At 44.3% G+C, this 13755-nt stretch carries 14 protein-coding genes; 3 read left to right on the forward strand and 11 right to left on the reverse strand.

The genetic code is table 11. From position 1 onward, the window contains the following. Positions 1 to 57: 57 nt before the first annotated feature. Positions 58 to 1323, reverse strand: a complete 1266-nt coding sequence (gene rho, locus K0H60_RS02385; protein ID WP_011621213.1) for a transcription termination factor Rho — start codon at positions 1321 to 1323, stop codon at positions 58 to 60. 211 nt (positions 1324 to 1534) lie between these two features. Then, on the reverse strand, positions 1535 to 1861 hold the full coding sequence (trxA, locus tag K0H60_RS02390) for a thioredoxin TrxA (RefSeq protein WP_011070766.1): 327 nt from the start codon (positions 1859 to 1861) through the stop codon (positions 1535 to 1537). A gap of 152 nt (positions 1862 to 2013) precedes the next feature. Here trxA and rhlB point away from each other — a divergent pair, with 152 nt between their 5' ends. Both rhlB and K0H60_RS02400 read left to right on the forward strand, forming a co-directional pair. Next, on the forward strand, positions 2014 to 3333 hold the full coding sequence (rhlB, locus tag K0H60_RS02395; RefSeq protein WP_220057147.1) for an ATP-dependent RNA helicase RhlB: 1320 nt from the start codon (positions 2014 to 2016) through the stop codon (positions 3331 to 3333). Further along, entirely contained in the window at positions 3334 to 4260 is a 927-nt protein-coding gene (locus K0H60_RS02400; RefSeq protein ID WP_220057148.1) for a Ppx/GppA phosphatase family protein, read from the forward strand. It begins immediately after the preceding gene. A gap of 74 nt (positions 4261 to 4334) precedes the next feature. On the opposite strand, the gene K0H60_RS02405 is transcribed toward K0H60_RS02400, so the two are convergent. The 8 genes from K0H60_RS02405 to pilB form a co-directional block, all read right to left on the reverse strand. Then, the gene (locus K0H60_RS02405) at positions 4335 to 4871 is read right to left on the reverse strand and encodes a thioredoxin family protein (protein ID WP_220057149.1); all 537 of its coding nucleotides are present in this window, start codon (positions 4869 to 4871) and stop codon (positions 4335 to 4337) included. Positions 4872 to 5018: 147 nt separating this feature from the next. After that, the gene (gene mutT, locus K0H60_RS02410) at positions 5019 to 5417 is read right to left on the reverse strand and encodes an 8-oxo-dGTP diphosphatase MutT (protein ID WP_088211913.1); all 399 of its coding nucleotides are present in this window, start codon (positions 5415 to 5417) and stop codon (positions 5019 to 5021) included. A gap of 34 nt (positions 5418 to 5451) precedes the next feature. After that, a complete protein-coding gene (gene yacG / locus K0H60_RS02415) occupies positions 5452 to 5661 on the reverse strand; it encodes a DNA gyrase inhibitor YacG (protein WP_011621218.1) in 210 nt (69 codons plus the stop codon). 122 nt (positions 5662 to 5783) lie between these two features. Continuing rightward, positions 5784 to 6518, reverse strand: coding sequence for a cell division protein ZapD (gene zapD / locus K0H60_RS02420; RefSeq protein WP_220057150.1), 735 nt, complete (start codon positions 6516 to 6518; stop codon positions 5784 to 5786). Next, a complete protein-coding gene (coaE, locus tag K0H60_RS02425; RefSeq protein WP_220057151.1) occupies positions 6511 to 7128 on the reverse strand; it encodes a dephospho-CoA kinase in 618 nt (205 codons plus the stop codon). Before coaE ends, zapD begins: the two co-directional genes overlap by 8 nt. Before the next feature lie 93 nt (positions 7129 to 7221). After that, positions 7222 to 8148, reverse strand: a complete 927-nt coding sequence (locus K0H60_RS02430) for a prepilin peptidase (RefSeq protein WP_220057152.1) — start codon at positions 8146 to 8148, stop codon at positions 7222 to 7224. 55 nt (positions 8149 to 8203) lie between these two features. Next, the gene (locus K0H60_RS02435) at positions 8204 to 9469 is read right to left on the reverse strand and encodes a type II secretion system F family protein (RefSeq protein ID WP_220057153.1); all 1266 of its coding nucleotides are present in this window, start codon (positions 9467 to 9469) and stop codon (positions 8204 to 8206) included. A gap of 141 nt (positions 9470 to 9610) precedes the next feature. Then, the gene (pilB, locus tag K0H60_RS02440; protein WP_220057154.1) at positions 9611 to 11320 is read right to left on the reverse strand and encodes a type IV-A pilus assembly ATPase PilB; all 1710 of its coding nucleotides are present in this window, start codon (positions 11318 to 11320) and stop codon (positions 9611 to 9613) included. Positions 11321 to 11607: 287 nt separating this feature from the next. Here pilB and K0H60_RS02445 point away from each other — a divergent pair, with 287 nt between their 5' ends. After that, the gene (locus K0H60_RS02445) at positions 11608 to 12963 is read left to right on the forward strand and encodes an O-antigen ligase family protein (RefSeq protein ID WP_220057155.1); all 1356 of its coding nucleotides are present in this window, start codon (positions 11608 to 11610) and stop codon (positions 12961 to 12963) included. A gap of 72 nt (positions 12964 to 13035) precedes the next feature. Here K0H60_RS02445 and K0H60_RS02450 read toward each other — a convergent pair whose 3' ends face one another. Beyond that, complete coding sequence (locus K0H60_RS02450) at positions 13036 to 13470, reverse strand: prepilin-type N-terminal cleavage/methylation domain-containing protein (protein WP_220057156.1); 435 nt, start codon at positions 13468 to 13470, stop codon at positions 13036 to 13038. Positions 13471 to 13755 lie beyond the last annotated feature (285 nt).

Below are 13755 nucleotides of genomic sequence, written 5' to 3' on the forward strand. Positions count from 1 at the left end.
GCGCAATAAAAAAGCCGCATTAAGCGGCTTTTTTGGAAGATTGACCTAAATTTAGGATTAAGACTTAGCGCGTTTCATCGCGGTGAAGAATTCTTCGTTAGTCTTAGTCATTGCAAGCTTATCGATCAGGAACTCCATTGCGCTGACTTCATCCATTGGATTTAAGATCTTACGCAGGATCCACATCTTTTGCAGCTCATCAGGCGTGGTCAGTTTTTCTTCGCGACGAGTACCGCTGCGGTTAAAGTCGATTGCAGGGAAGACGCGTTTTTCAGCGGCCTTGCGTGACAGATGCAGTTCTTGGTTACCCGTACCTTTGAACTCTTCGTAAATCACTTCGTCCATTTTCGAGCCGGTATCAACCAGTGCGGTAGCAATAATAGTTAAGCTGCCGCCGTTTTCGATGTTACGAGCAGCACCGAAGAAGCGCTTAGGACGGTGCAGGGCGTTTGCATCCACACCACCGGTTAACACTTTGCCCGATGATGGGATTACAGTGTTGTAAGCACGCGCTAAGCGGGTGATAGAGTCGAGTAGGATCACAACGTCTTTCTTGTGCTCAACTAAACGCTTGGCTTTTTCAATGACCATTTCAGCCACTTGCACGTGACGGCTGGCTGGTTCGTCGAAGGTTGATGCAATCACTTCGCCTTGAACTAGGCGTTGCATCTCGGTCACTTCTTCAGGACGTTCATCGATCAGCAGTACCATCAACACGACTTCAGGGTTGTTGTAGGTGATTGACTGAGCAATGTTTTGCAGTAATAAGGTTTTACCTGCTTTTGGTGGCGCGACGATCAGACCACGTTGTCCCTTACCGATAGGAGAGCATAAATCCAGAATACGGGCAGTGATGTCTTCAGTAGAGCCATTACCACGCTCCATACGCATACGTTCTTCTGCGTGGAGTGGGGTTAAGTTTTCAAAGAGGATTTTGTTGCGAGAGTTTTCAGGTTTATCGAAGTTAACTTCGTTAACTTTTAGCAGGGCAAAATAACGTTCACCTTCTTTTGGTGGGCGAATCTTGCCAAAAATGGTGTCGCCCGTTCGCATGTTAAAGCGGCGAATTTGGCTTGGTGATACATAAATATCATCCGGGCCAGCTAAGTAAGATCCATCTGCACTACGTAAGAAACCGAATCCGTCTTGGAGGATTTCTAATACACCGCCACCGAAAATGTCTTCGCCGCTTTTGGCGTGGGCTTTAAGAATAGAGAAAATAATGTCCTGCTTGCGAGCGCGGGCCATATTTTCGAGTTTCATGTTTTCGGCTAGCGAGACTAGGTCGGATATCGGCGTGTCTTTTAATTCAGTTAAGTTCATGTTGGGGATCTTGTGTTACGCGACAAAGCTTACCGCAATCAATCAGTAAAGTTTGTGATTCAGGATAGTGATTGACGAGCGAGAAGTGGTTTAGTTAGAAAGAATCTGGTTATTAAAGTAGCACTAACAAAGCGGGGCGTCCAGAAATTTAGGGGTATTCCGGCACAATTAATTAAAGCTTGTGCCGGAGGTCACTCATAGCGACAACAAATTAGATTTGTGCGTCGATGAACTCTTTTAATTGAGTTTTAGACAGTGCGCCAACTTTAGTTGCCGCTAATTCACCGTTCTTGAATAACAGTAAAGTTGGGATACCACGAACGCCATATTTCGCTGGAGAAACGTTGTTTTGGTCAACGTTTAATTTAGCGATAGTCACACGACCTGCGTACTCTTCGGCAACGTCGTCAAGGATTGGAGCGATCATTTTACATGGACCACACCATTCAGCCCAGAAGTCTACCAATACTGGTAAATCGGCCTTTAATACGTCGTTTTCGAAGCTGTCGTCGCTCAGGTATATAATTTTATCGCTCATGATGTTCTCCAGTTTGGTTGCCATTGCTGGTTTGTTAATGGCTTACCATGTATATTGGGGCTGAAAAATAGCTTTTCAAGTTACCTTTTTACAATGTGGCTATTTCAAACGATCGAGTATCTTATTGCAACCCCAAATGGTATGCTTGCGCTATGAGCCAAACACATTTATCTAATCAAAAATTTGCCGACCTTCCTCTACATCCAGAGGTTAAACAGGCACTTGCCGAAAACGGCTTTGAATTTTGTACGCCGATCCAGGCGTTATCATTACCCGTATTACTTCAATCAAAAGATATCGCCGGCCAAGCCCAAACGGGCACGGGTAAGACAATGGCGTTTTTGGTTGCCACATTTAACCATTTATTGTCGACACCAGTCCCTGAGAACCGTCAGCTAAATCAGCCGCGCGCCATCATTATGGCTCCTACCCGCGAGCTGGCGATTCAAATCGCCAAAGACGCAATTCTCCTAGCCAAACACAGCCACTTAAAAGTGGGCATTGTCTATGGCGGTGAAAGCTATGATGTGCAGCGCAAGACGCTCGATCAAGGTGTAGACGTTCTGATTGGTACCACAGGTCGTATTATCGACTACGTGCGCCAAGGCATTATCAATCTCGGCGGCATTCAAGCGGTTGTGCTAGATGAAGCCGATCGCATGTTCGACCTCGGTTTTATCAAGGATATCCGTTTCTTATTCCGACGTATGCCCAGTGCCGATCAGCGTCTGAATATGCTGTTTTCGGCGACACTTTCGATGAAAGTGCAGGAACTCGCCTACGATCATATGAATGATCCAGTAAAAGTCGAAATTGCCCCCGAAGAAAAAACCTCCAAGAACATCAAAGAAGAAATTTTCTATCCTTCCCAAGAAGACAAAATGCGTTTGCTGCTAACGCTGATTGAAGAAGATTGGCCAGAGAAAGCCATTGTTTTTTCAAACACTAAGCACAGCTGTGAAAATTTATGGTCTTGGCTTGAAGGGGATGGCCATCGCGTCGGCTTGCTGACGGGCGATGTGCCGCAGAAGAAGCGTATTCGTATTCTTGAGCAATTTACCCAAGGCCAATTGGATATTCTGGTCGCGACCGACGTTGCCGCGCGCGGGCTGCATATCTCTGATGTTTCTCACGTCTACAATTATGATTTACCTGATGATTGTGAAGATTACGTCCACCGTATTGGTCGTACTGGGCGTGCGGGTAACAAAGGTGTATCGGTCAGTTTTGCCTGTGAAGAATACGCTCTGAATTTGCCTGCGATTGAAACCTACATCAATCACTCTATTCCTGTGAGTAATTATGACCGTGATGCATTGCTGGAAGATATTCCGCCGCCGGTCAAAATTCATCGCAAGCACCCTGCGGGAGCACGTAATTTACGCGAACGCTCAGGTGCAGGGCGACCACAAGGTGCCCATCGTAGTGGTGGACGTCCACCTCGCCATGACAGGACGCGTAGACAGCCTTAAATGCCAACACCCGCTTATGCCGCCATTACTTTAGGCTCTAATAGCTTTAATATGCTGATCGCTAAGACAAAAGGTGGTCAGCCACAGATTATTGCTAAATACAAACGTAAAGTAAGGTTAGCCGAAGGCATTGGCGAAGATGGTCATTTAACCGCAGAAGTGATGCAGCGTGGCCTAGATTGCCTAGCGATGTTTGCCCAGATGTTAGCGCTGCATAAAATCCACCCTAATCATGTCGCTGTGATTGCCACTGCAACATTGCGCTGTATCCATAATGCCGATGAGTTTAATCAGAAGGCGATTCCGCTATTGGGTCATCCGATTGAGATTATCTCAGGCATGCGTGAGGCTGAGCTTATTTATCAAGGCATGGTGGCGACCACTTGCGGCCAAGGTAGACGTTTAGTGATCGATATTGGTGGTGCGAGTACCGAGTTTATTATCGGTGATGGCCACCAAGTTCAGTTTAAGACTAGCTTACCTATGGGCAGCGTGACCTTTAACCGTCGCTTCTTTAACAATGCCCCGTTGCAAGAGCTCGATTTCGATGATGCCAAGCAGGAAGTGTTGGAAGTCTTAGGTGAACATAGGCAAAGGTTAAAAGACTTGGGATGGCACTGTGTGGTGGGGGCCTCTGGCGCAGTGCAATCTGTGGTCGAAGTCTTAATGCACCGTAAGCAGTCTGAAATCATCACCTTAGCTGTGCTGAATCAGCTTAAAGCGGAAATCCTTGCCGAAGAACATGCCAGCCTTATGGGGATTATCGGCCTAAGTGCCGAGCGCGCACCGACATTTGCTGCAGGAGTAGCAATTTTACTCGCGCTCTTTGAGTTCTTGGGGATTGAGCAGTTGTCACTATCTGGCGGCGCACTGCGTGAGGGCGTGTTAGTGATGCTGGCACAGCGAATTTTAGAAGAAGCGATTTAACCTCTGCTCCATTTTAAAAAGATAAAGGCCGCCAAGTGTAGACTTAGCGGCCTTTATTATTTAGCGACTCGAGGTTACTTTAAAATCTCGGCTAAATCTTTTTCGAGTGAGACGGTTGGACGTTCAACGATGCGGCCAATTTCTTTACCCTGTTGTAGCACGATAAAGGTGGGAATACGTTTGAATTCGTATTTTGCCGCCAGTCCTTCGGGATCTTGCTTGCTGCGATCAACCCCAATATAAGTCACTTTGATATTGGGGTTAGCCACTTCTTCCATAATGCGAATAAAGCGTGGGGTTTCGCGATGGCAGTCTGGACACCAAGTGCCGATGATGACCACGATTTCGGTTGGCTCAGCGATGTTCTTAAGAGGGGCTAAGGCTGCGGTATCCACCTGATAGCTCTTGTAGCCCTCAGCAAACTCATTGAGATCTTTTACTAAATGTTGCGCTTCAACTACACCGGTTAAAATCACTTCTTGTTTCTCCTCGCTGCAGGTGGCAATCAAGCCCTGTTGTTGCTCTTCAAAGCCACAGCCGCCATTTGCTAGTACTTGGCAACTAAAAAATAACGCGGTCGTGGCGAGTAATGCTTTAACGTTATTGTGCATGATATGCCCTCGAAATCGAAGAAGAATAATGAGTTTGCATTCAAACACTAATTTGCGCTTTCTAAAAGTTGCGGATGAATTTGCTGCAACCCAGATCACGTAACGCTAATGTAAAACCTAAATCTTGCCTGCAAAATAGCGGTTTTGTTACTCGGTTTGGGCTAATAATTTACTAAGGATCGGTTTATTGGCTTCTGGGAAGTCGTAATGGCTTAGCTCATGTTTATTGACCCAAGCAATCTGTTGCCCTTCAAGCCCTTGCGCCTCTCCCGTAAATTCACTGACAGTGTGAATATCGAGTAACACTTGTTTATCGGGATAATCGTAGCTTAGCGCCATAAAAGGCTCGCTTGCGCTGACGATTAGCGCGACTTCCTCTTTTAGCTCACGAATTAAGGCTTGGGTGACGGTTTCGCCCTGTTCGACTTTGCCTCCTGGAAATTCCCACTTACCGCCTTGATGTAAATGCTCGGGGCGCTTAGCGAGTAGGATTTGCCCGTTAGGGTTGAGGATAATGCCGACGGCAACATGAATGCGTTTTGTCATAAAATTCTGCTTATAAAGGGCTGATTATTAAGTATTACTCTTTGAAAAAGCTTTCTTCGTCGTAACCGAGTTCATCTAATGCGTCGAGGTCAAACTCAGATTTGACTGGAATGGCATGTTTTTCGGAGGCCCAATCGCCGAGGTCAATCATCTTGCAGCGCTCGCTACAAAAAGGTTTGAATTCCGATTGAGGAACCCATTCTACTGGGGTTTTGCAAATTGGACAGTTGACGGTTAACGGCATAATAGACTTCTCCTTAGCAGTCGACTGAAATAACAAGGGAATCGCTGAGTATCAAAAGTATGCCAGTAGGTAAATTTTGGCCTTAACTCGGCAGCAGCTTAGAGGTCGTTAGTGTAAAGGCTTCAGGCACAGGTCGCTAGTAGGAATTCGATGCTGCGGTCTGAGTGGCGCTGCTGGTCGAATTGGACAAAGTGGATGGCGTAGCGATTTCGATGACCACTGATGGTGGGGTAGCAGCCGTGTGCGGCATCGACTTTGACGCGTACTAGTGAGAGCGCTTGAGCACTATCACCTTGGTAAAAACCGGCATGGGCGGTGGCGTTATCGAAATGGGCGGTACTACGAGTTAACTGAAGCAAAAGCATGATGGGAGTGAGAAGGGGATCAAAATGGCTGATCCAAGCTTGGTAATCTCGCTGTCTTTCTTCCCAAGGTTTGGCGAGCCAAAAATGCAGCTGGGGAAGGTCGAAGTTGCAGCAGGCACCAGGCATACCAAAACGCTGTCGCAGAGCCGATAAAAAACGGTCTTGTTTGAGCTGGCTGCCGCAGCGCTCGGGACGTTGTAGTGGCTCCCTGGCTTGCATTAATGCTTGAATGTAAAACTCAATCTGTTCGCTATCGACATGGTCGAGCTCTTGCCATTTACTCAGTTGCAGCAGATTGCGCTCGATATCTTTAAGGACTTCATTGCGATAGTCGCAACGCTCCGATAATTCGCACAGGGAGAAAAGAGGGTAGAAACATCTATGCTGGTGGTCGTGATTTAGGTTATTACTGAGCTGTTTATTGAGATATTCGAGCCGCAAGTAGCTACGGATTTTCTCATTTAAAGGCTGTTCATAAACTAAGTCAGTCATGGGCGTCGTGATTACCGGATAATTGTAAATAGCGCTGGTGCAATGCTTGCACCTCTTGTTTTAGTGTTGATATCTCTCCCTGATTATCAATAATGTCGTCGGCTCTGGCGAGTTTTTCACTGCGACTACATTGGCTATTAATGATGTTATTTACTTGAGTGGGGTCCACACTGTCCCGTTTTACGGTACGACGGATTTGCAACTCCGGCGAAATATCCACCACTAAAGTCCGATTGACTAACCTATCTAACCCGTTCTCAAATAGCAAGGGGACAACCATAATTACATAGTCAGAGGTCGCATTTTCGACTTGAGAAAGCATTTCTTGGCGGATCATAGGGTGGAGCAACTGATTCAACCATTGGCGCGTTTGTTCATCACTAAACACCCGTTGCCGCAGTTGTGCCCGGTCAAGCTCACCAGCCTCGGTTACTATTTCAGTGCCGAAGTGAGCGATAATGGCTTCGAGCCCTTTTGAGCCTTTTGCTACCACTTCGCGAGCCACGATATCGGCATCGACTAAATCGACACCTTCTTCGGCAAATAAATTGGCAACGGTAGTTTTACCGCTGCCAATGCCACCCGTTAGACCTACGACAAACTTGGACATAAGATTCCCATCTAGAGAAGGCACTTAATCGATTTAGACTATATCTGCACAAAATTGAATGCTAAACACTGAAGAAAGATATAGACAGTGTTTTTATAGCGTACTTAGATACCAATCGACTATAGGTTGTCCCCATATCAGGGCTATCCAACCAGCGGCAGCAATATAAGGCCCAAAGGGGATTGGATTAGCTAGCTGATTACGTTTGAGTACGATGAGCGTGATGCCGACAAGGGCGCCGACTAAAGAGGAGAGTAATATGACTAGGGGGAGCATTTGCCAACCTAGCCATGCCCCAAATACGGCGAGCAGTTTAAAGTCGCCATATCCCATGCCTTCCTTACCTGTGAGTAGCTTAAACAGCCAAAACACCGACCAGAGACTCAAATAGCCCGCTGCAGCGCCAATAACGGCATCGGTTGGAGTGGTAAAGGTCTGGTTGAGGTTAATGAGTAATCCTAGCCATAGGAGTGGAAGGGTCATCTGATCTGGCAGTAGCATCTCATCCAGATCTATACCCGTTAATGCAATCAATACAAAGGTTAATACTGCAGCAAACACAAATTGCCAGCTAGGACCAAAATGCCAAGCTATTGTTGCAACTAATAATCCTGTTACTAACTCAACAATCGGATAGCGTGAGGAGATTGCTGTATTGCAGGCGGCGCATTTTCCCCTGAGCATTAACCAGCCAACAATCGGCAAATTATGCCAAGGTTTGATTGCGGTCTTACATTTAGGACAGGCGGAACCTGGCACCACGAGATTGTATTTTTCAGGGTAAGTATCTATCGGCTTGTTGAGCTTTTCGATACCAATCTGCTCTACTACATCTGCATGATATTCCTGTAGATATTGATTGCACTCCTGTTGCCACTCGCGCTTCATCATCACCGTAAAGCGGTGAATGACAACATTTAAAAAGCTGCCAATAGCGGCGGCAAACACAAAACTTAACGTAATAAACAGCCAAGGACTCTGAGCAAGAGAGTGGCTTAAAAGAGAAATAAAGTCAGACATTGGTAGTTCTTATTCTTAATGATTCAATCAGTTAGTTGGGTTCACAATGTGAAGCTTAACCCACGACATTACCCATTTGGAAAATCGGTAGATACATACCGACAATTAAACCGCCGACCAAGGTGCCAATGACTACCATCATAATCGGCTCGATAAGGCTCGATAAGCCATCAACGGCATCATCCACTTGCATTTCATAAATATTGGCTACTTTATTGAGCATATTATCGAGTGAGCCAGATTCTTCACCAATCATCACCATTTGGATCAGCATATCAGGGAAAAGCCCTGTGGTGCGCATGGCGACGTTCATCTGCATCCCCGCCATGACTTCTTGGCGTACCTTAAATAGAGCTTTGCGATAGACGGCATTGCCTGAAGCGCCCGCGGCGGACTCCATACCATCGATAAGGGGTACACCAGCCGCAAAGGTCGTGGCTAAAGTACGGGAAAATCTTGCCATCGCCGCTTTATGCAATATCTCGCCGATAACTGGGATTTTCAGCACTAGCTCATCGACGCGATCCCGAACGACCTGTGAATTACGGTGAGAACGTACAAATAACCAGATGCTGGCCACAATAGAAATCAAGAAAATATACCAAGAACTTTGTAAAAAACGTGAGATGCCCACAATCATTTGGGTAAAGGCGGGTAATTCGGCGCCAAAGCTTCTAAAAATTTCTTCAAATTGCGGTACTACAAAAAGTAGTAATAGTGCAGTGACGGCAATCGCGACCACTACTACAGCTGCGGGATAGAACATTGCCTTTTTAATCTTAGATTTTAAGGCTTCTGCTTTCTCTCTGTAGGTAGCGATTCGATCAAATACCGCATCGAGAGAGCCTGAATGCTCGCCTGCTGCAACTAAGTCAACATAAAGATCATCGAAATAGCGTCTGTGGGGGCGTAACGCATCAGAGAGCGGAATACCTGATTGTATTTCCGATAGAATAGTGCCTAGCAGCTCGCGCATTTTTTGTTTTTCATGACCGCGGCCGAGCATTTCTATGGTGGTAACTAAGGGGACGCCTGCTGCCAACATGGTTGCAATTTGACGGGTCACCATGGCGATATCCATGGGTTTTATATCGGGGTTATGGCTAAAAAGTGAGCTTGCTTTTTTACGGACAACTTTAGGGTTAACCCCTTGGAGCTTAAGCTGGCTTTTCACCTCGGCCACGCTGGCGCCTTTTAATTCGCCACCGGTCTTTTGGCCATCACGGTTTAAGCCCTTCCACTCAAAGGTATAAATCTTAGGTTGGCTTTTTTGCTCGTTCTTTTTGGCACGAGTTTTTTTTACTGTCGTTGCCGTCGCCATAATGTATTCCTGTCAGTCACAGTTAATTCCCGTTAGGCATTGCTAGCTATAAATTTATTGTTACTAGATTAGTATATAGAGCGAAAGAGAAATTAGTTAAACCTTTTACGAGTTTGGTTGAGTCGTGCAAAGGATTCGGCTTTAAAAGCTAGTAACTCTGTTCACTTCAGCAATACTGGTTACCCCTTGGATAACTTTGAGTAGGCCCGATTGACGCAAATCACGCATCCCCTGTGCTTTGGCTTGCTGGGCGATTTGTAAAGAGTTGCCTCCCTCCATAATTGTACGTGCTATTTCATCGGACATTTTCATCACTTCGTAAATACCGACCCTTCCTTTATATCCGCCAGAACAATGTTCACAACCTACAGGTTTATAGGTGGTAAACCCTTGAGCGATTTGCTCATCGGTAAAGCCCAAAAGTTGTAACTCATGCTCAGGGATCTGTTCGGGTTGTTTGCATTCTGTGCAAAGTCGCCGTGCAAGTCGCTGAGCAATAATCAAATTGACTGAGCTGGCGATATTATAGCCGGGTACACCCATGTTAATTAAACGGGTTAGGGTTTCGGCTGCTGAATTGGTATGCAGTGTTGATAATACTAAGTGGCCGGTTTGTGCGGCTTTAATGGCAATTTCGGCGGTCTCAAGGTCACGGATTTCCCCCACCATCACCACATCGGGGTCTTGACGCAAAAAGGAGCGCAGTGCCGAGGCAAAGGTTAAACCTGCCTTTAGATTAATATGAACTTGGTTTACACCCTCAAGGTTAATTTCTACCGGATCTTCGGCGGTAGAGATATTGCGCTCGGCAGTATTGAGGATATTTAAGCCTGTATAAAGTGAAACCGTTTTACCCGAACCTGTAGGACCTGTGACTAAGATCATCCCTTGGGGTTTGGCAAGCATCTCAAGGTAGAGTTTTTCTTGATCGGGTTCATACCCTAGTTTTTCAATACCGAGCTGTGCGGAGGAGGAATCCAATATCCGCATTACAATTTTTTCGCCCCAAAGGGTCGGTAGGGTACTTACCCGAAAGTCGATTGACTTAGTGCGGGATAGTTTCATCTTAATCCGTCCATCCTGAGGGACGCGGCGCTCGGCAATATCGAGTTTCGACATCACCTTCAAACGAGCAGATAGGCGCCCAGCTAAGCTAATTGGCGGTTCAGAGACTTCATGTAAAATACCATCGATACGAAAACGAATGCGATAACGTTTTTCATAGGGCTCAAAGTGAAGATCTGATGCTCCCCTGCGAATGGCATCGGTAAGGATCTTATTGATATAAATAACAATAGGCGCATCATCACTAGCTTCGCCAGCGTTTTCTTCTTGACGCTTATCGGTGTCGGTAATCTCTATACCCGCTAAAGCAGCCTCGTCCATACCACCTAGATCGAGGCCTGTAATATCTTCTTCTAATACCTTATCAAGGGCTTTAGCCAGCTTATCTTCTTCGACCAGAATGGCTTCGGCATGTAGGCCCGCACTAAACTGAAACTCTTCTAGGGCGGCAATATTGGTTGGATCTGAGGTGGCTATATAGAGGCGATTACCGCGCTTGAATAATGGCAAGCAGCGGTGTTTTTCTATGAGTTTTTTATTAACAAACTCCTCTGGAATTGCACTGATATCAAATTCAGCTAAATCAAGCAATGGAGTGCCATACTCCTCATAGCAAAGCTCGGCAATTGAACGTGCTGATATCAGTTTGGCATGAACTAATGTGGTAACTAAAGTTTGTTTAGTTTGGCGGGATTTGGTGATGGCATTAGCCATCTGCTCTTCATTAAGCAGACCTTTACGAATAAAAAGGGTCGACAGTCCCAAGTGAAGGCCTGCTGATGGCATGAAACGCTCCTATCCTCATAAGTTAATTTATAATAACGCTAAAGAACGCATTTGTCATATACAATAAAGTGCCAGACAATCATAATAAGCGAGTATCATCAGTGAGGTAAATTTTGTGTGTGAATTGAGCTTTGACCTGTATGCATATGAATGATTTTTAATGAAAGTTTTTTAAGTTTGACAAAAGTTAAATTAAAACATGTGATTATATACTGAAGATTGGTGTTGATTGTATCGAATTTCATTCTATTCGTTGGCGTCGATGTTATAAAATAAGGATGTTGAAATTGATATCTACTAGTACAGCTCGAATTATTTTGATAGTTTTCTTTACCGTATTTTTCATGGGTTCAATTCTGTCTGATTATTTTATTGGTGTTACGGGGGGGAGTAATTCCTATGATCTGAAACGTATTCTGATTATTTCATTTGTTATATTGGTAATAGTGTTCATTTCGTGGGGGAAAGAAGTCAGGATTGCTATTCCTTCTCGTTTTACCTGTGTGACCATCAGTTGTATATTTATTATCGGCATTATCTCGGCTTTATATGGCCTGCACCCATTTTGGTCTATGCTCGAGCTAGTCAATTTTTTACTGCTTATCTGTTTGTTTTTTATATTGAGATTCTGTTTTGCAGTAATGGAAAGGACTGAGGTCTTGCGGTACTTTTTTGTTTTTTCACTTTTTTTTGCCTTATGCATTTCCGTAAAGTTTTTATTGTTTCTTCTATTCCATTTTATTGATGCGAATCGTCCTAATTTACATTCTCTCGTATTTGGATTTATGAATGTTAGGTTTTTCAATCAATTGCAGGTCATATTGATGCCGTTACTATGTCTGTCGTTTTATACGAATGAGCTAAAAAAATTCAGACATTTGGCAATGTTAGCATTTAGTTTTTTATGGTTAATATTGCTTCAGTCAGAGGCAAGGGGGGCTGTACTGGCGATTATAGTCTCTGCATTTCTAGTGTATTATTCAGTGGCTACTTCGGATCGAAAACATTTTACGCATCCGCTATTAACAGCAATAGCCATAGGAACTGGAATTTGGTTAGTGTTGATCGTGATATTGCCACTGTTTATTTTTGACAATGATATCTGGCAGTTAAGGGGCGGGAGTTCGGGCCGAATTGCGATGTGGTTATATATATTGCAGGAAATTCCACAACGCATTTTTATGGGGTATGGTCCTATGAGTTTTGCATGGGCAGAAGGAAAACCACTCTTAAATGCTCACCCGCATAATGCGTTATTTCAGTTCCTGTATGAATACGGAGTAGGAGTTTTTTTGGTTGTAACAGTTTGGTCGTTGCTTAAGTTAACAACTTTATTTAGAAATATTAAACAAAAGCAAGAGCTCAATGCCAATACAGTTATTATTTTTGCTCTGTGCTCAGCGTGGATTTATTCGTTGTTTGACGGAATGATTGTTATGCCATTATCACAGGCTCTGTTGACTGCTTTATTGGCTATCAATTGTCAGCATTATAAGGTGATTACTGTGCATATTAAGTGGCGATTGTTGGCAACGCTAGTCATTATATTACTTAGTATTGTGTTAATGAGCAGCTTAAATCATCCAGAGCTTAATCAATCTATGTATCCTCGACTTTGGCTTACAGGTTTAATAGATAATTAATGGTAATTATTCTTAGTTTAGATTCAGTTAATAAAAAAGCCCCAATTAAGGGGCTTGTTGATGATAGGAGAATTAGCTTCCTACACCAGCACCTTTTTTGCATAGAGGCAAATCAGAGGAACTAGTTGCCGCCATTGAAAATACTAAACCAGCAGTTGTGGCATCTGGTGTTGCAAATGTAGCTGTCAGTGTACATTTAGTATCAGCCCATACTAATGTACCAGTGGCATTTTGTGCAAAAGTGATAGTGGATGTTAGTTTATCATTTGAATCAATTTCAGCGTCCAAAGTATCGCATCCAATACCCGTTTCAATACAAGTTTGAACTTTTTGGGTAAATGCTGTGATCCCCTTCATTGCTGCGCTACCTTGTGCGGTTGTAACGTAATCCTTGTACGCAGGCAGCGCGATTGCAGCCAAAATACCGATAATGGCAACTACAATCATTAACTCGATCAAGGTGAAACCCTGAGCTTGCTTGTTTAAACCTTTATTCATTGCTTTCATTTCTTTCTCCAGCTTACGCAGTATTAATTAACAAGTTAACTTGTAGTCACCCAATGATAAGTAAAAATGTTTATTTTACAATCACTTTTACTTATCTGTTTTACTTTTTAGCTTTAGTCGCAGCGGACATTGCTTACAACCGTTAAGCCTATACTATGTTGGCTGATAAATCGATTTAAACTGTAACAATTTACCAACATACCATTTTGTATAGGTCATCGTTTGATGTATCGTCAAACATTTTGCATCTATCAATGTGCTCTTTAAATGTGGCTAATATGCTAT

This window comes from Shewanella mangrovisoli (assembly GCF_019457635.1).
GTDB classification, from domain to species: Bacteria; Pseudomonadota; Gammaproteobacteria; order Enterobacterales; family Shewanellaceae; genus Shewanella; species Shewanella mangrovisoli.

Coding starts and splice junctions, on each gene's coding strand:
- rho (WP_011621213.1), bottom strand. CDS start 1,323: ATGAACTTAACTGAATTAAAAGACACGCCGATATCCGACCTAGTCTCG.
- trxA (WP_011070766.1), bottom strand. CDS start 1,861: ATGAGCGATAAAATTATATACCTGAGCGACGACAGCTTCGAAAACGAC.
- rhlB (WP_220057147.1), top strand. CDS start 2,014: ATGAGCCAAACACATTTATCTAATCAAAAATTTGCCGACCTTCCTCTA.
- K0H60_RS02400 (WP_220057148.1), top strand. CDS start 3,334: ATGCCAACACCCGCTTATGCCGCCATTACTTTAGGCTCTAATAGCTTT.
- K0H60_RS02405 (WP_220057149.1), bottom strand. CDS start 4,871: ATGCACAATAACGTTAAAGCATTACTCGCCACGACCGCGTTATTTTTT.
- mutT (WP_088211913.1), bottom strand. CDS start 5,417: ATGACAAAACGCATTCATGTTGCCGTCGGCATTATCCTCAACCCTAAC.
- yacG (WP_011621218.1), bottom strand. CDS start 5,661: ATGCCGTTAACCGTCAACTGTCCAATTTGCAAAACCCCAGTAGAATGG.
- zapD (WP_220057150.1), bottom strand. CDS start 6,518: ATGACTGACTTAGTTTATGAACAGCCTTTAAATGAGAAAATCCGTAGC.
- coaE (WP_220057151.1), bottom strand. CDS start 7,128: ATGTCCAAGTTTGTCGTAGGTCTAACGGGTGGCATTGGCAGCGGTAAA.
- K0H60_RS02430 (WP_220057152.1), bottom strand. CDS start 8,148: ATGTCTGACTTTATTTCTCTTTTAAGCCACTCTCTTGCTCAGAGTCCT.
- K0H60_RS02435 (WP_220057153.1), bottom strand. CDS start 9,469: ATGGCGACGGCAACGACAGTAAAAAAAACTCGTGCCAAAAAGAACGAG.
- pilB (WP_220057154.1), bottom strand. CDS start 11,320: ATGCCATCAGCAGGCCTTCACTTGGGACTGTCGACCCTTTTTATTCGT.
- K0H60_RS02450 (WP_220057156.1), bottom strand. CDS start 13,470: ATGAAAGCAATGAATAAAGGTTTAAACAAGCAAGCTCAGGGTTTCACC.